The following is a 15,376-nucleotide window of genomic DNA, read 5'->3' as shown; positions in this document are numbered from 1 at the left end:
TTACCTGCTGCTTACCATACTAACCATGGCGACATTGAAGCAGCATGGTTGGTAAAGTCTGAACGCCGTTAGACAATTTTTACAACGGTGCGACCGCGGACCTGGCCGGCGAGGATTTTCGCGCCCCACTCCGGAACTTCAGAAAGCGGAATTTCGTGAGTAATTTCAGCTAGTTTTGACCGGTCCAGATCGGACGCCAGGCGTTGCCAGGCAGCTTTCCGCGGCTCGATCGGGCACATCACGGAATCGATGCCGAGAAGGCACACCCCGCGCAAAATGAAGGGTGCGACGGAAGACGGCAGGTCCATGCCGGCAGCCAAGCCGCAGGCCGCGATCGCGCCGCCGTACTTCGTCATCGACAGCAGGTTTGCGAGCGTGGTCGAGCCGACGCTGTCGACGCCGCCCGCCCAGCGCTCCTTGGCGATGGGCTTGGCGGCCGCCGACAATTCGTTGCGGTCGATCACCTCAGCCGCGCCGATCTGTTTCAGATAGTCCGCTTCGGACGCACGTCCGGTGGAGGCGATGACGTGATAGCCGAGCTTCGAGAGCACGGCGGTCGCAACCGAGCCGACGCCGCCTGCAGCCCCCGTCACCACGACCGGACCGCTGTTCGGCGACACTCCGTGCTTCTCCAGCGCCAGCACGGACAGCATCGCGGTGAAGCCGGCAGTGCCGATCGCCATGGCGTCGCGCGCCGATAGGCCCTGCGGAAGAGCGACCAGCCAGTCGCCTTTCACCCGCGCCTTCTCGGCATAGGCGCCAAGATGGGTCTCGCCCATGCCCCAGCCGGTGCAGACGACCTTATCGCCCGCCTTCCATTGCGGATGCGAGGACTGCTCGACGGTGCCGGCGAAGTCGATGCCGGCAATCATCGGGAAGCGGCGCACCACCGGCGCCTTGCCGGTGAGCGCAAGGCCGTCCTTGTAGTTCAACGTCGACCATTCCACGCGGACGGTGACGTCGCCCTCCATCAGTTCGGCTTCGTCGAACTGCGTGAGCTGCGCGGTGGTGCCCTTGTCCGCCTTGTCGATCCGGATCGCCTTGAACGTCGCCACAGCAAAACTCCCTGACTTGTTTCAGGGGATGTTTAGCCGATCAGGCAGGCTGCGCAACCGTCCGCTGGACCGGTTTCTCCACGATCGGAAGATTGATCAGCGCCGAGAGCACGCCGAACAGGATCGAGAGCCACCAGATCGGCGTGTAGGAACCGAACCGCTCGAACACGATGCCGCCGAGCCAGACGCCGAGGAAGCCGCCGACCTGATGGCTGACGAAGGCGAAGCCATAGAGCGTGGCGAACCAGCGCGTGCCGAACATGATCGCGACCAGTGCCGAGGTCGGTGGCACGGTCGACAGCCAGGTCAGGCCGGAGACCGCGCCGAACGCAATCGCCGAGAACGGCGTGATCGGAAACGAGATGAAGGCAAGCGTCGCAAGCGCGCGGGTGAAATAGATGGTCGAGAGGATGTAGCGCTTGGGCAGGCTGTTCTGGAGATAGCCGACGCTGAGCGATCCCATGATGTTGAACAGGCCGATCGCCGCGATCACCCAGCCGCCGATCTGCGTGGAGATGCCGCTATCGACCAGGAAGGCCGGCAGATGCACCGTGATGAAGGCAAGCTGGAAGCCGCAGGTGAAGAAGCCGAGGACAAGCAGCACGTAGGAGCGATGGCCGAAGGCTTCCGCGAGCGCTTTGGTGAAGGTCTGCTGGTCCGCAGGCGCCGCATTTGCCGCGCTTGCGACCGGCGGCGTCGAGAGCGCCAGCGACAACGGGATGATCAGCAGCATCAGGAAGCCGAACACGGTGAGCGCCTGCTGCCAGCCGAAATTGTCGATCAGGGCCACACCGATCGGCGCGAACAGGAATTGCCCGAACGATCCCGCCGCAGTGCCGGCGCCGAGCGCAAGGCCGCGCTTCTCGGCCGGCAAGAGCTTGGTGAAGGCCGAGAGCACCAGATTGAACGAGCAGCCGGCGAGACCGAAGCCGACCATGACACCAGCGCCGATGTTGAGCGACAGCGGCGTCGATGAGTAGCGCATCAGGAGCAAGCCCCCGGCATAGAGCAGAGCGCCGACGCACATCACCCGGAACAGGCCGAAGCGATCGGCGACCGCGCCGGCGACGGGCTGGCCCAGTCCCCACAGCAAATTCTGAAACGCGATCGCGAGGCCGAACACGTCGCGGCCCCAGGCATATTCATGGCTCATCGGCTGTACGAAGAAGCCCAGCGCCGAGCGCGGGCCGAACCCGAGCATCCCGATCGCGCAGCCGCAGAGAATGATGATCGCCGGCGTGCGCCAGGAGGAGGAACGGGAGACCGAACCGAGCTCACCCATCTGTATCGACATGCTGTTCCTCGTGCGTGGTCGCGGATTCGCAAATGGCGGCCGCGAGCCAGCTCGTTTAATGCATCTGCATGGAAACCCCAAGTCAAAAACGATTGCATTCCGCGAAGAGCTGGCGCGGGAGCATTGCATTTCCTCGCGGCCTCAGCCGACGCGCCGGGCGCGACTTAACGGAAACGTGTGCGGCAAGATCTGGCGGCTCCCAACACGACGTGTTATTTTATATTTGCTCATATCGAGCATATCGAATGATCCCCCGGCCTGTCGGCCGGATTTCTCAGGCTTTATATATGCTCAAAATGAGTACAAATGACATGCACGGGAGGCTTGGATGCCGCTAACTGGAATTTACGGCCCCGACGACTTTGCCAACCGGCCGCAGGGCCACGTCATCACCCCGGCACAGGCCAAGCAGTCGCGAACCGGACCTTCGCTGCCGATGCCTTCACTGGAATGGACGCCGGAGGTCGAGCGAGCCACCGCACCGCTTTACGAGCGCGTGAAACGTGTCATCCCGCCGATCGAATGGCCGCTGATGGCCCCGACGATCAAGGCGATCAACGAGCTGAAGCAGGCCCGGGGCGCGGTGATCCTCGCGCACAATTACCAGACGCCGGAGATCTTCCACTGCGTCGCCGACATCGGCGGTGATTCGCTCCAGCTCGCGGTCGAAGCCACCAGGGTGAAGGCCGGCATCATCGTCCAGTGCGGCGTGCACTTCATGGCGGAGACGTCGAAACTGCTCAATCCGGACAAGACGGTGCTTATTCCTGATACGCGCGCCGGCTGCTCGCTCGCTGCCAGCATCACCGGCGCCGACGTCCGCCTGCTCCGCGAAAAATTCCCCGGCGTGCCTGTCGTTGCCTATGTCAACACCTCCGCGGAGGTGAAGGCCGAGGTCGATATCTGCTGCACCTCGTCGAACGCGGTGCAGGTGGTCGAAAGCCTCGGCGCACCAAGCGTGATCTTCCTGCCCGACCGCTATCTCGCCACTTACGTGGCCTCGAAGACCGACGTGAAGATCATTGCCTGGAAGGGCGCCTGCGAGGTGCACGAGCGTTTCACTGGCGCCGAGCTGCGCAGCTACCGCGAGGCCGATCCCTCCGTGCAGATCATCGCTCATCCCGAATGCCCGCCGGACGTGCTGGCCGAGGCCGATTTCACGGGCTCGACCGCGCACATGATCAACTGGGTGCGCGAGCGGCGGCCGCGGCGGCTGGTGATGATCACGGAATGCTCGATGGCCGACAATGTCCGCGCCGAGCTGCCCGATGTGGAGATGCTGCGCCCCTGCAACATCTGCCCGCACATGAAACGCATCACGCTCGCCAACATTCTGGAGAGCCTGCTGACGCTTCGCGAGGAAGTGACGATCGATCCCGCGCTCGCGGAACGCGCGAGGCGCTCGGTCGTGCGGATGATCAATTTGAAGAATTGAGATAAAGCCATGACAAACAACATCAACACGCTCCCCCGCTCCGACGACGTCATCATCGTCGGCGGCGGCCTTGCCGGATTGTTCTGCGCGCTAAAACTCGCGCCGCGGCCGGTGACATTGATCTCGGCTGCGCCGCTTGGACAGGGCGCGTCGTCCGCATGGGCGCAAGGCGGCATCGCCGCGGCCGTGGCCGACGGCGATACGCCGGAAGCGCATGCCGCGGATACGATTGCGGTCGGCGGCGGCATAGTCGACGAAGCCATCGCACTCGGGATCGCGCGCGAGGCGGCACCGCGAATTCACGACCTTCTCGCCTATGGCGTGCCGTTCGACCGCGATCTCGAAGGCAGGCTCGCAGTCGGGCGCGAGGCCGCACACTCGGCGCGGCGTATCGTACATGTGCGTGGCGATGGCGCGGGCGCCGCCATCATCGCGGCGCTGAGCGATGCCGTGCGGCGCACGCCGTCGATCCGGCTGATCGAAGGATTCGTCGCCGAAGCGCTGTTGACCGAGGACGGCGCCGTCACCGGCCTTCAGTTGAGCGAAGCCGACAATTTCGCCGCACGGCCGATCCTACTCGCCGCGCGGACGGTGGTGCTGGCCACGGGCGGCATTGGCCATCTCTATGCTGTCACCACCAATCCGCGCGAGGCCAGCGGATCCGGCCTTGCGATCGCCGCACGCGCGGGCGCGGTGATCGCAGATCCCGAGTTCGTGCAATTTCACCCGACCGCCATCATGGTCGGTCGCGATCCCGCGCCGCTCGCCACCGAAGCGCTGCGCGGTGAAGGCGCGACGCTGATCAACGGCCGTGGCGAGCATTTCATGGCGGCGCGCCATCCGCTCGCCGAGCTCGCTCCGCGCGACATCGTGGCCCGCGGCGTGTTCGCGGAGATCTCGGCCGGGCGCGGCGCCTTTCTCGATGCGCGGCAAGCGCTGGGCGCACGTTTTGGCGACAGATTCCCGACGGTTCATGCAAGCTGCATGGCCGCTGGCATCGATCCCGCCACGCAGGCCATCCCGATCGCACCGGCGGCGCACTACCACATGGGCGGCATCGCGGTCGACCATCGCGGCCGCAGCTCGATCGACGGGCTGTGGGCCGGCGGCGAGGTGTCGTCCACCGGCGCGCATGGCGCGAACCGGCTTGCGTCGAATTCGCTGCTCGAGGCCGTGGTCTACGCCGCACGCATCGCCGATGACATCGCCGGCCGCACCAGCCCCTCGCCCGCCCGCCTTGCGGACGCGGCGACGCCGCGCGGCGGCGCACCGGATGCTGCGGCCGTGAAGCGGCTGCGGATGCTGATGAGCGCGCATGTCGGCGTGATCCGCGACGGTTACGGGCTTGCGGACGCGGTTCGCAGCTTCGCCGCGCTCGAACGAGAGGCCACGAGCATCGCGGTCCGCAACATGGCAACGGCAGCCCTGCTCGTGGCGGCGTCGGCCTGGAACCGGCGCGAGAGCCGCGGCGCGCATTTCCGCTCCGACCATGCCGCGGACGTACCCGCCCTCGCGCAGCGCACGATGACGACGCTCGCAGCAGTACGCGAGGTCGCGGACAGCCTGAGCGAACGCCCGACACCGCGCACCGCACAACCCATGATCGCCTGACGGAGTCTGCCATGATCACCCCGACCTCTCTGCTCTATCCCGACGCCTTTCTCTCCCCGCTCGCGATCGACGAGGCCGTGCTCCGCGCGCTCGATGAGGATCTCGGCCGCGTCGGCGACATTACCTCGCTTGCGACGATCCCCGAGGCAACGAAGGCGCAAGCGATCCTGGTCGCACGGCAGTCCGGCGTGATCGCCGGCTTGCCGCTGGCGCTCGCCACCTTGCAAAAGCTTTCGCCCGACATCGAGGTACGCGCACATGTTCGCGACGCCGCGCGCGTCGCCCGCGGGCAGCAGGTGCTGACGATCTCGGGGCCGGCACGCGCCATCCTCACGGCGGAGCGGACCGCGCTGAATTTCGTCGGCCGGCTGTCGGGCGTCGCGACGCTCACGGCGGACTACGTTGCGCGCGCCGAGGGCACCCGGATGAGAATCTGCTGCACGCGAAAGACCACGCCCGGGCTGCGCGCCTTGGAGAAATACGCGGTACGCTGCGGCGGCGGCTTCAATCACCGCTTCGGGCTCGACGACGCGATCCTGATCAAGGACAACCACATCGCGGTCGCCGGCGGCATCCGTCCCGTGCTGGAGCGCGCCCGCGCCCAGGCCGGCCATCTCGTCAAGATCGAGATCGAGGTCGACACGCTTCCGCAGTTGCGCGAGGTGCTCGACACCGGCCTTGCCGACGCCGTGCTGCTCGACAACATGGATATTGCGACGCTGCGCGAAGCCGTCAGGCTCAACGAGGGACGCCTCAAGCTGGAGGCATCCGGCGGTGTCACCCTGGACTCGATCCCAGCCATCGCTGCGACCGGCGTCGACTACGCCTCATCCGGCGCGCTGACGCATTCGGCGCCAAATTTCGACTGCGCGCTGGATATCGAGGCGTGAGGCGCTACCGCCGCTCGGTCGCGCCCATCTCGGCGGAGCTCTTGGCTTGCTGAGTGAGCTCGGCGGAGAGCGCGGCGGTCTGCGCCGGGGTGCCCCAGCTCGGCTCTTCGCTGCCATCGCCCCAGGCGCGTGGGCGATAGAAGGTGTGGACGCCGGTCTTGTACATCTTCTTCATCTCGGCGACCCAGGACGGGCGCACCCAATAGGCGTGGTAGTGCGTGGACTTGCCGACCTCGGGCAGCCAGATCTGGCCGTCGAGCATGGCCTTCGAGATCTTTTTCGCACGGTCCCACATCTCGGGCTCGCGGATCACGTCGGCATTGTTGTCGCAGGCAAAGGTGAACTGGCAAGCGAGATGGCGGTGCTTGTTCTGATAGACGGCGCCGCACACAGTGTCCGGGTATTTGCCGGAGAACACGCGGTTCATCACCACCTGCGCAACCGCCATCTGACCGCGCACGGCCTCGCCGCGGGACTCGAAATAGACGGCCTCCGCGAGGCATTTTTCGGACTTCGCGCGCGACTTGTCGTCGAGCGCGAGCCGTTCCGCCGGCGATCTGGCGCGCTGATTGTCGACGTTGACCTCACCCTTCGGCGCGACGCTCTCGCCGCTTTCGATATCCTTCGCAATATCCTCCGACGGCGGCGATAGCGACGCCGTCACCTTCATGTCGGGGTCGGGCATCACGATCAGCGGCTCCGCACCGGGTTGCCAGCTCTCGATGCTCTCGACGTTGCCTCCGAGCGAGGAGCTGCCGAAGAACAGGCTCGAGGTCTTGACCCGGAACGGATCGCGCGGCGGTGCAGCCGGAATGGTGGCCTGCTTCAGCGCTTCGAGCGGCTGGAGCGCGAGCGAGCGCGCAGCGTCGCTGGCTTGTGGCGCATTGGTGTATTGCGGCAGCGGCGGCGCACGCAGCGCCTCCGCGAGTTCGGGATCCAGCGCGGCCGCGGATTCCGGCGACATCGCCTGCGGCAGCGCGACGGTCTTGGCGCCGAACACCGAGCTGTTCGACGTCGCGGGATCCTCCTGCGTCGGCGCTGCCGTCGGCGCGCCCGCTTCGGGAGCCTGCGTCGGTGTGACCGTTGCGAGGCGGTCACCCTTCATGGAGCGATCGACCTTGGGAAAATCGGCGGCCTGGTAGCGGGGCGGCGCCTGCAGCGCCGGATTGCGGCTGATCGCGCCGGTGACGTCGCGGCCGTCGAGGCTCGCGAGACGAACCATCGCGCTCTGCGGAGCCGAAGTGCCGATCGGCCGGGAAAAACTGTAAGTGGCCAGTTGTATGGAGGACGCAGCAGAGAAAACCTGCTTCTGCCAACGCTCCGCGACGCCGGGTTGGCGCGCCAGCAGCGAGGCAATGTCCTGATAGCCGGTCTCTCTCGGCATCAATGCGAAGATGCAGAGACCGATGCCGAAGGACGCGAACCGCGCGCCCTTCGGATGGGTACGCAACAAAAACATCGATACGCTCACGCTACGCTTACGCTAGAAAAATCGAGCCGCAGTACATCCGTGCAATTCGATCTTTATCGTGAGTATCTAATTTAGGTTGCTGGGGCGTTAATCGGCGTTGAGCATGCGGCACACGCAAGCAATCGCAGGTGTTTTCACGGGGCGATGATGCGCCTTGGTAAATGCGCCCTCACGCGAAGGGGTAAACAACTGGTCAACGCGAATGGTGAAGGAACTCTTGCGCGCACGTGTCATTACGGGACGCGCACGGTTCCATCGCCACTTCGACCACAGCCGCCATGCCCGCGAAGGCGGGCCATCCAGTACGCCGCGGCTCCTTCCCTATCACGTCACCGCCTCTGGAATACTGGATCGCCCGCTTACGCGGGCGATGACACTGAATGTGTGGCAAGAACGTCGCCTCAAAAGAAAGAGGCGGGGTTTTGGCCCCGCCTCTTTCGCTCTCAACATTCAACTCGCCGCTTACCTTACGCTTGGCTCGCGATCGCCTTGCCGAGCGCGGCTTGCGCGGCGGCGAGGCGGGCGATCGGGACGCGGTAGGGCGAGCAGGAGACGTAGTCGAGGCCGATCGCGTGACAGAAGGCGACGGAGGCGGGATCGCCGCCGTGCTCGCCGCAGATGCCGACCTTGAGCGAGGGGCGCGTCTTGCGACCGCGTGCGACGCCGATCTTGACGAGCTCGCCGACGCCTTCCTGGTCGAGCGCGACAAAGGGATCGATCGGCAGGATGCCCTTGGACACGTAGGTGCCGAGGAAGCTTGCGGCATCGTCACGGCTGATGCCGTACGTCGTCTGCGTGAGGTCGTTGGTACCGAATGAGAAGAACTCGGCGCTCTCCGCGATCTCGGCCGCGAGCAGGCAGGCGCGCGGCAGCTCGATCATTGTGCCGACCTGATAGGTCAGCTTGGTGTTGGTGTCGCGCATCACCGCCTTCGCGGTGGAATCGATGCGCGCCTTGACGAGGTCGAGCTCCATCTTGGTGGCGATCAGCGGCACCATCACCTCGAGGCCGACGGCCTTGCCGGTGCGCTTCTCGGCCTCGACCGCCGCTTCGAAGATCGCACGTGCCTGCATCTCGGCGATCTCGGGATAGGCTATCGCGATACGGCAGCCGCGGAAGCCGAGCATCGGATTGAACTCCGACAGCTCCCGCGCGCGGTCGGCCAGGCGCCGCGGGTCGGTGTTCATGGCGCGCGCCACTTCCTCGACCTCGGCATGGGTGTGCGGCAGGAACTCGTGCAGCGGCGGATCAAGCAAGCGGATCGTGACGGGCAGGCCCTTCATGATCTCGAACAACTCGACGAAGTCGGCGCGCTGCATCGGCAGCAGTTTTGCCAGCGCAGCGCGGCGCGACTGCTCGTCCTCGGAGAGGATCATCTCGCGCACCGTGCGGATGCGCGTCTCCTCGAAGAACATGTGCTCGGTACGGCAGAGGCCGATGCCTTCCGCGCCGAACTTGATCGCAGTGTGCGCGTCCTCCGGCGTGTCGGCGTTGACGCGCACGCCGATCTTGCGGACCTGGTCGGCCCATTTCATCAGCGTGCCGAACTCGCCGGACAGCTCGGGCTCGATCATCGGCATGCGGCCGGCGAGCACCTGGCCGAGCGAGCCGTCGATGGTGATGACGTCGCCGGTCTTGAAGGTGCGTGAGCCGATGCTCATGGTGCCGCGGCCGTAATCGACGCGGATGGTGCCGCAGCCGGAGACGCAGGGCTTGCCCATGCCGCGCGCGACCACCGCAGCATGCGAGGTCATGCCACCGCGGGTGGTCAAAATGCCTTCGGCGGCGTGCATGCCGTGGATGTCTTCGGGGCTGGTCTCGATCCGGACCAGAATCACCTTGCGTCCGTCGGCCTGAAGCTTGGCCGCTTCGTCCGAGGAGAACACGATCTCGCCGGAGGCCGCACCCGGCGAGGCCGGCAGGCCGGTCGCGATCACGTCGCGCTTGGCGTTGGGGTCGATGGTCGGATGCAGCAGCTGGTCGAGCGAGGCGGGGTCGATCCGCGTCACCGCTTCCTTCTTGGTGATCAGGCCTTCATTGGCGAGTTCGACCGCGATGCGCAGCGCCGCCTTGGCAGTACGCTTGCCGCCGCGGGTCTGGAGCATCCAGAGCTTGCCCTGCTCGACCGTGAACTCCATGTCCTGCATGTCGCGGTAGTGCTTCTCGAGCAGCGTGTAGATCCGCGTCAGCTCCTTGAACGCCTCCGGCATCGCCGATTCCATCGACGCCTTGTCGGAGCCGGAGTCCTTGCGCGCTTCCTCGGTGATGTCCTGGGGCGTGCGGATGCCCGCGACCACGTCCTCGCCTTGCGCGTTGATCAGGAACTCGCCGTAGAGCTTGCTCTCGCCGGTCGAGGGATTGCGCGTGAAGGCAACGCCGGTCGCCGAGGTCTCGCCCATGTTGCCGAACACCATGGCCTGCACGTTGACCGCGGTGCCCCAGGATTCCGGAATGTCGTGCAGCCTGCGGTAGGTCACCGCGCGGGCGTTCATCCAGGATGAAAACACCGCGCCAATCGCGCCCCAGAGCTGGTCGTGCGGATCCTGCGGAAAATCCTTGCCGGTTTCGCGCGCGACCGCGTCCTTGTACTTGCCGACCAGATCGACCCAGTCGTCGGCGGTGAGATCCGTGTCGAGCGTGTAGCCCTGGCTGTCCTTGAAGGTGTCGAGGATTTCCTCGAAATGATGATGCTCGAACCCGAGCACCACGTCCGAATACATGGTGATGAAGCGGCGATAGCTGTCATAAGCGAAGCGGCGATCGCCTGACAGTTCCGACAGCGCTTCCACGGTCTCGTCATTGAGGCCGAGATTGAGCACGGTATCCATCATGCCCGGCATCGAGGCGCGGCCGCCGGAGCGCACGGAAACGAGCAGCGGATTCCTGGAATCGCCGAAGATCTTGCCGGTCAACTTGCCGACATGGTCGAGCGCCTTCTCAACCTGCGACTTCAATTCCTTCGGGTAGGATTTGTCATGCGCGTAGAAATAGGTGCAGACCGAGGTCGGGATGGTGAAGCCCGGAGGCACCGGCAGGCCGAGATTGGCCATCTCGGCGAGGTTGGCGCCCTTGCCGCCGAGCAAATCGCGCATCTCCGCTTTGCCCTCGGCCTTGCCGTCCCCAAAGGTGAACACCCACTTGCCGGCCTTGGCCGCAACAGGCGCAGCCTTGGTTGAAGCAGTCTTGCTCGGTACCGGCTTCGCGGCGACCTTCGGCGCAACCGGCTTCGTCGCTGCCTTTGCAACAGCCTTGGAAACCGACTTGGCGGCAGGCTTCACAGCCGGCTTGGCAGCGGCCTTGGCCACGGGCTTCGGGGCGCGCTTGGCAAGTGCCTTGCGGGCCGCCGGCGCGGCTTTCGCCTTGGCGGAGGACTTTGATTTCGCTGGAATTTTCGCTGGAGTTTTCGAGGCGGCTTTGGCCATAGCTTGCACACAACCTGCGAGAGGAATGGGTAATTGCGCGCCTTACACCACTTTGGGCAGGTCCGCGCAAGTCGAAGAGTTCCCTAGAATGAAGGCCTAGAGATGGAGCCACTTCAACAATCCGAGCCCGATCGCACCATTTATGATGAGAAAAATCGCGACGATCAGGTTCAGGAGGCGCGGCATGATCAGGATGAGCACACCCGCAAGCAGCGACAGGATCGGCGAGATGTGGGCGACGGTGATGTGCATGAATTTTCTTCCGTGGGTGGGGCGAATCGCGGCGGGATCATAGCGGACTGGGTTCCGCGGGTAGAGACGCACCGGGGGCGCGCGAGTTCCCGGCTTCGCGAAAACTGCCCGAAAATGCCGCGAATGCGGCGGGCGTTTTCCGGAACATCGCGGAGACGCATGCATTGGCAACCGGTCGCGCCAGTGGCGCTTCCCGAAAACCTTCTCGAAGGAGTTGCCCATGCGGAACAGGATTCTTGCTCTTGCAGCGCTCGCGGCCTCGATCGGCTCGCCCCTTGCGGCGCAGGCGCAAAGCAGCGTCACCGTGGGACGCGCGCCCGTCGTCGTCGAGAGCGGCCCGACCATTGCGGTCGAGCAGCGGCCGGCTTTCCGCGACTATGTCGTCGAACAACGTGTGCCGGCTTTCCGCATCCCGGATCGCGTGGTGGTCGGTGCCACCTTACCTGAAAGCGGCGTCACCTATTATGACGTGCCGCAACGTTTCGGCGCCACCACCTATCGCTACACCGTCGTAAACGGCGAGACCGTGCTGGTTGAGCCGCGCTCGCGGCGCATCGTCGAGGTGATGGACTAACGTTTCCGGTATCAACTAGGTGTCCGGCGCGTCACATCAATCAGGCTGACGCGAGCAGTATAGTCGGACATCAGGCCCCGCCCGGTCCTCCCCCCGCCGGGCGGGGCTTTTTGTGTGGGCACTCTTCGCGCACAGCAATTGCGGCCACCAACTCCGTCGTCATGGCCCGGGCTTGTCCCGGCCATCCATGCCTCTCCGCGAGCGAAGAAGGACGTGGATGCCCGGGACAAGCCCGGGCATGACGGTGTCCAGTTGCGCCAAGACGCGCTCAATCCTGGATCTTCGAGAAATCCGCCACCGCACGCGTGGCGCTGCGGATCTCGTTAAGCAGTTTTAGCCGGTTCTCACGCACCTTCGCATCCTCGTCGTTGACGCGAACTTTCTCGAAGAACGCATCGACCGGCGGACGCAGCTTGGCCATCGCACTCATCGCGGCAGCGAAGTCTTCCCCGGCGACGGCGGCACGGGCTTCGGCCGTCACTTCATCGATCGCGCGGGCCAGCGCCTTCTCCTCGCTGAGAGCGTAGAGCGAGGCATCGGGTGCGCCGTCGAATAAGCGCTTATCCTTCTTCTCCTCGATCGAGAGAATGTTGCTGGCGCGCTTGGTGCCTGCCAGCAGATTCTTGCCGTCGTCGGTATCGAGGAATTTTCCGAGTGCTTCGACGCGGCGGACGACCGCCACTATTGGATGCCCTTGCACCAACGAACCAGCGTTGAGAACCGCATCGACGAGATCGTAACGCGCCTTCTGATCTCGCAATTGGACCTTAAGCCGGTCTTCGAAAAAGACCATCAGATCATCAAGCTTTTCTGCAACTTCCAAGTATTGTTTGTCGTACGAGCGCTCTAAGTGCCCCCAAGCGAGTTCTCGCAAACTAATCTTAGTCTGATTTTCGAGCACAATCCTGATCACGCCCAGCGCCGCGCGGCGCAGCGCATACGGATCCTTCGATCCCGTCGGCTTTTCGTCGATCGCCCAGAAGCCGACAAGCGTGTCGAGCTTGTCCGCGAGCGCGACTGCGACGCTGACCGGATCGGTCGGCACGCGATCGGCAGGCCCTTGCGGCTTATAGTGCTCCTCGCAGGCGGCAGCGACGGAGGCGTCCTCGCCCTGGGCCAGCGCGTAGTACTTGCCCATCAGGCCCTGCACCTCGGGGAATTCGCCGACGACTTCGGTCAGCAAATCCGCCTTCGCCAGATGCGCGGCGCGCGTCGCCTTGGCGACATCGGCGCCGACGAGCGGCGCGATCTCTGCGGCGAGACGCTCGATGCGCTTGATGCGCGCAGCCTGGGTGCCGAGCTTCTCGTGGAACACGATCTGCTCGAACTTCGGCAGCCGGTCTTCCAGCTTCGTCTTCAGGTCCGTCTCGTAGAAGAATTTCGCATCCGACAAGCGCGGACGGATCACACGCTCGTTGCCGGCGACGATGGTCTTGCCGCCGTCAGGCGCCTCGATGTTGGCGGTGAGCACGAACTTGTTGGTCAGCTTGCCCGTCTCGGGATCTTTGACGACGAAGCACTTCTGGTTGTTGCGGATGGTGGCGCGGATCACCTCGTCGGGGATCGCGAGATACTCCGCTTCGAACGATCCCATCATGACGACGGGCCATTCGACGAGACCCGAAACCTCATCGAGCAGCACCTGGTCCTCGACCAGTTCGAACCCTTGCGCAAAGGTCAGCTCCTTGGCGTCGGCAAAGATGATGTCCTTGCGCGCCTGCGGATCGAGGATGACTTTTGCGGCCTTCAGCTTCGCTTCGTAGTCCTCGAAGCGGCGGACGGAAATCGCGCTAGGAGCCATGAAGCGGTGACCGTAAGTGGTCTGGCCGGCCTCGATGCCGTCCACCGAGAATTTGACGACATCGGGCTCTTCGGTCTCGAGCCCGAACGTCGCGGTGATCGCGTGCAGCGGACGCACCCAGCTCAGCGAGCCCGGCTTGCCGGAGCGCGCGCCCCAGCGCATCGATTTCGGCCAAGGGAAAGTGCGGATGATCACGGGGAGGATTTCCGCGAGCACGTCGATGGCGTCGCGGCCGGGCTTCTCGATCAGCGCGATGTAGAAGTCGCCCTTCGGATCGCGCTGGATCTTGGCCTCGTCCAGCGACGTCAAACCCGTCGCTTTCAGAAAACCCTGCACGGCCGCGTCGGCCGCACCGATCTTCGGTCCGCGGCGTTCGGTCTTCAGGTCAGGCTGGCGCGCAGGGATGCCGTGCACGGTAAGCGCAAGGCGGCGCGGCGTCGCGAACGCCTTCGCGCCTTCGTAGACGAGACCCTCGGCGACGAGCTTGTCGGTGACCATGCGGCGCAGATCGTCCGCCGCCTTGGCCTGCATGCGCGCGGGGATTTCTTCCGAGAAAAGTTCAAGCAAAAGATCGGGCATCAGGTCGCTCCGCCCGCTTCAGTATGTATCCAGGCCTCGCCGCAAGCTTTTGCCAGTTCGCGCACGCGAAGAATGTAGCTCTGCCGCTCCGTCACGGAGATCACGCCGCGCGCGTCGAGCAGGTTGAACACATGGCTTGCCTTGATGCACTGGTCATAGGCCGGAAGCGACATCAGATGCGCCTCGCGCTTGCCATCTTTCCAACCCGCATCGAGGTATTTCCGGCAGACGGCTTCCGCCATCTTGAACTGCTCGAACAGCATCGCGGTGTCGGCCACTTCGAAATTGTGCTTCGAATATTCCCGCTCGGCCTGCAGGAAGACGTCGCCATAGGTGACCTTGGCGTCGCCGTCGCGGCCGTTGAAGTTGAGGTCGTAGACCCGGTCGACGCCCTGCACGTACATCGCGAGGCGCTCGAGCCCGTAGGTGAGCTCGCCGGCGACCGGCGCGCATTCGACACCCGCGACCTGCTGGAAATAGGTGAACTGGCTGACTTCCATGCCGTCGCACCAGCACTCCCAGCCGAGGCCCCAGGCGCCTAGCGTCGGGCTCTCCCAATCGTCCTCGACGAAGCGAATGTCGTGCACGGCGGAATCGATGCCGATCGCGGCGAGCGACTGCAGGTACAGCTCCTGAAGGTTCGGCGGCGACGGCTTCATGATCACCTGGAACTGGTAGTAGTGCTGCAGCCGGTTCGGATTCTCGCCGTAGCGGCCGTCCTTGGGCCGCCGCGAGGGCTGCACATAGGCCGCATTCCAGGGCTTTGGCCCGAGCGCGCGCAGCGTGGTCGCCGGATGGAAGGTGCCCGCACCCATCTCCATGTCGTAGGGCTGCAGGATCACGCAGCCCTGCTCGGCCCAGAACCGCTGGAGCGCGAGGATAAAGCCCTGGAACGAGCGTTCCGGGCGCATATGGGCGGGCAAGGAGGCGTCCATCGTCAGATCGGGCTCTCGCGGGGGGTTGAATCGCGCGGGACCGTATCGACGGCAAGG

The 15,376-nt window shown here is 64.8% G+C and carries 11 protein-coding genes; 4 read left to right on the top strand and 7 right to left on the bottom strand.

The features are described 5' to 3' along the window. Positions 1 to 68: 68 nt before the first annotated feature. Together acuI and AC0L3B_RS20800 are read right to left on the bottom strand one after the other, a co-directional pair. Complete coding sequence (acuI, locus tag AC0L3B_RS20805; protein ID WP_247298964.1) at positions 69 to 1,055, bottom strand: acrylyl-CoA reductase (NADPH); 987 nt, start codon at positions 1,053 to 1,055, stop codon at positions 69 to 71. A gap of 40 nt (positions 1,056 to 1,095) precedes the next feature. Continuing rightward, positions 1,096 to 2,349, bottom strand: coding sequence for an MFS transporter (locus AC0L3B_RS20800; RefSeq protein ID WP_085352605.1), 1,254 nt, complete (start codon positions 2,347 to 2,349; stop codon positions 1,096 to 1,098). A gap of 328 nt (positions 2,350 to 2,677) precedes the next feature. On the opposite strand from AC0L3B_RS20800, the gene nadA reads away from it, so the two are divergent. From nadA to nadC, 3 genes are read left to right on the top strand one after another with little or no spacing between them, the layout of a single operon-like run. After that, positions 2,678 to 3,784 (top strand): quinolinate synthase NadA, encoded by a 1,107-nt coding sequence (nadA, locus tag AC0L3B_RS20795; protein WP_247384304.1) that lies wholly within the window; start codon positions 2,678 to 2,680, stop codon positions 3,782 to 3,784. Between the two features lie 9 nt (positions 3,785 to 3,793). Further along, on the top strand, positions 3,794 to 5,395 hold the full coding sequence (locus tag AC0L3B_RS20790) for an L-aspartate oxidase (RefSeq protein ID WP_247338843.1): 1,602 nt from the start codon (positions 3,794 to 3,796) through the stop codon (positions 5,393 to 5,395). Positions 5,396 to 5,406: 11 nt separating this feature from the next. Further along, positions 5,407 to 6,285 (top strand): carboxylating nicotinate-nucleotide diphosphorylase, encoded by an 879-nt coding sequence (gene nadC / locus AC0L3B_RS20785; RefSeq protein WP_247299531.1) that lies wholly within the window; start codon positions 5,407 to 5,409, stop codon positions 6,283 to 6,285. A 4-nt stretch (positions 6,286 to 6,289) separates the two neighbouring features. Here nadC and AC0L3B_RS20780 read toward each other — a convergent pair whose 3' ends face one another. The 3 genes from AC0L3B_RS20780 to AC0L3B_RS20770 form a co-directional block, all read right to left on the bottom strand. Continuing rightward, positions 6,290 to 7,744 (bottom strand): cell wall hydrolase, encoded by a 1,455-nt coding sequence (locus AC0L3B_RS20780; protein WP_018454891.1) that lies wholly within the window; start codon positions 7,742 to 7,744, stop codon positions 6,290 to 6,292. Between the two features lie 479 nt (positions 7,745 to 8,223). Then, on the bottom strand, positions 8,224 to 11,178 hold the full coding sequence (gene ppdK, locus AC0L3B_RS20775) for a pyruvate, phosphate dikinase (RefSeq protein WP_247299533.1): 2,955 nt from the start codon (positions 11,176 to 11,178) through the stop codon (positions 8,224 to 8,226). Between the two features lie 96 nt (positions 11,179 to 11,274). Further along, positions 11,275 to 11,430 carry a DUF3096 domain-containing protein gene (locus AC0L3B_RS20770; RefSeq protein WP_007594951.1) on the bottom strand — a complete coding sequence of 52 codons (156 nt, stop codon included), beginning with the start codon at positions 11,428 to 11,430 and terminating at the stop codon, positions 11,275 to 11,277. A gap of 220 nt (positions 11,431 to 11,650) precedes the next feature. On the opposite strand from AC0L3B_RS20770, the gene AC0L3B_RS20765 reads away from it, so the two are divergent. Further along, positions 11,651 to 12,004, top strand: coding sequence for a DUF1236 domain-containing protein (locus AC0L3B_RS20765; protein WP_018454893.1), 354 nt, complete (start codon positions 11,651 to 11,653; stop codon positions 12,002 to 12,004). A 268-nt stretch (positions 12,005 to 12,272) separates the two neighbouring features. Here the strand turns inward: AC0L3B_RS20765 and glyS are convergent, their stop codons facing one another. Then, positions 12,273 to 14,384, bottom strand: coding sequence for a glycine--tRNA ligase subunit beta (gene glyS / locus AC0L3B_RS20760; RefSeq protein WP_368508446.1), 2,112 nt, complete (start codon positions 14,382 to 14,384; stop codon positions 12,273 to 12,275). Then, positions 14,384 to 15,319, bottom strand: a complete 936-nt coding sequence (locus AC0L3B_RS20755) for a glycine--tRNA ligase subunit alpha (protein WP_085352612.1) — start codon at positions 15,317 to 15,319, stop codon at positions 14,384 to 14,386. Before AC0L3B_RS20755 ends, glyS begins: the two co-directional genes overlap by 1 nt. Positions 15,320 to 15,376 lie beyond the last annotated feature (57 nt).

Source organism: Bradyrhizobium sp. Kon56 (assembly GCF_055807635.1).
The sequence above is the reverse complement of the archived record's forward strand: the minus strand, read 5'-3'. Positions and strand labels throughout refer to the sequence as shown.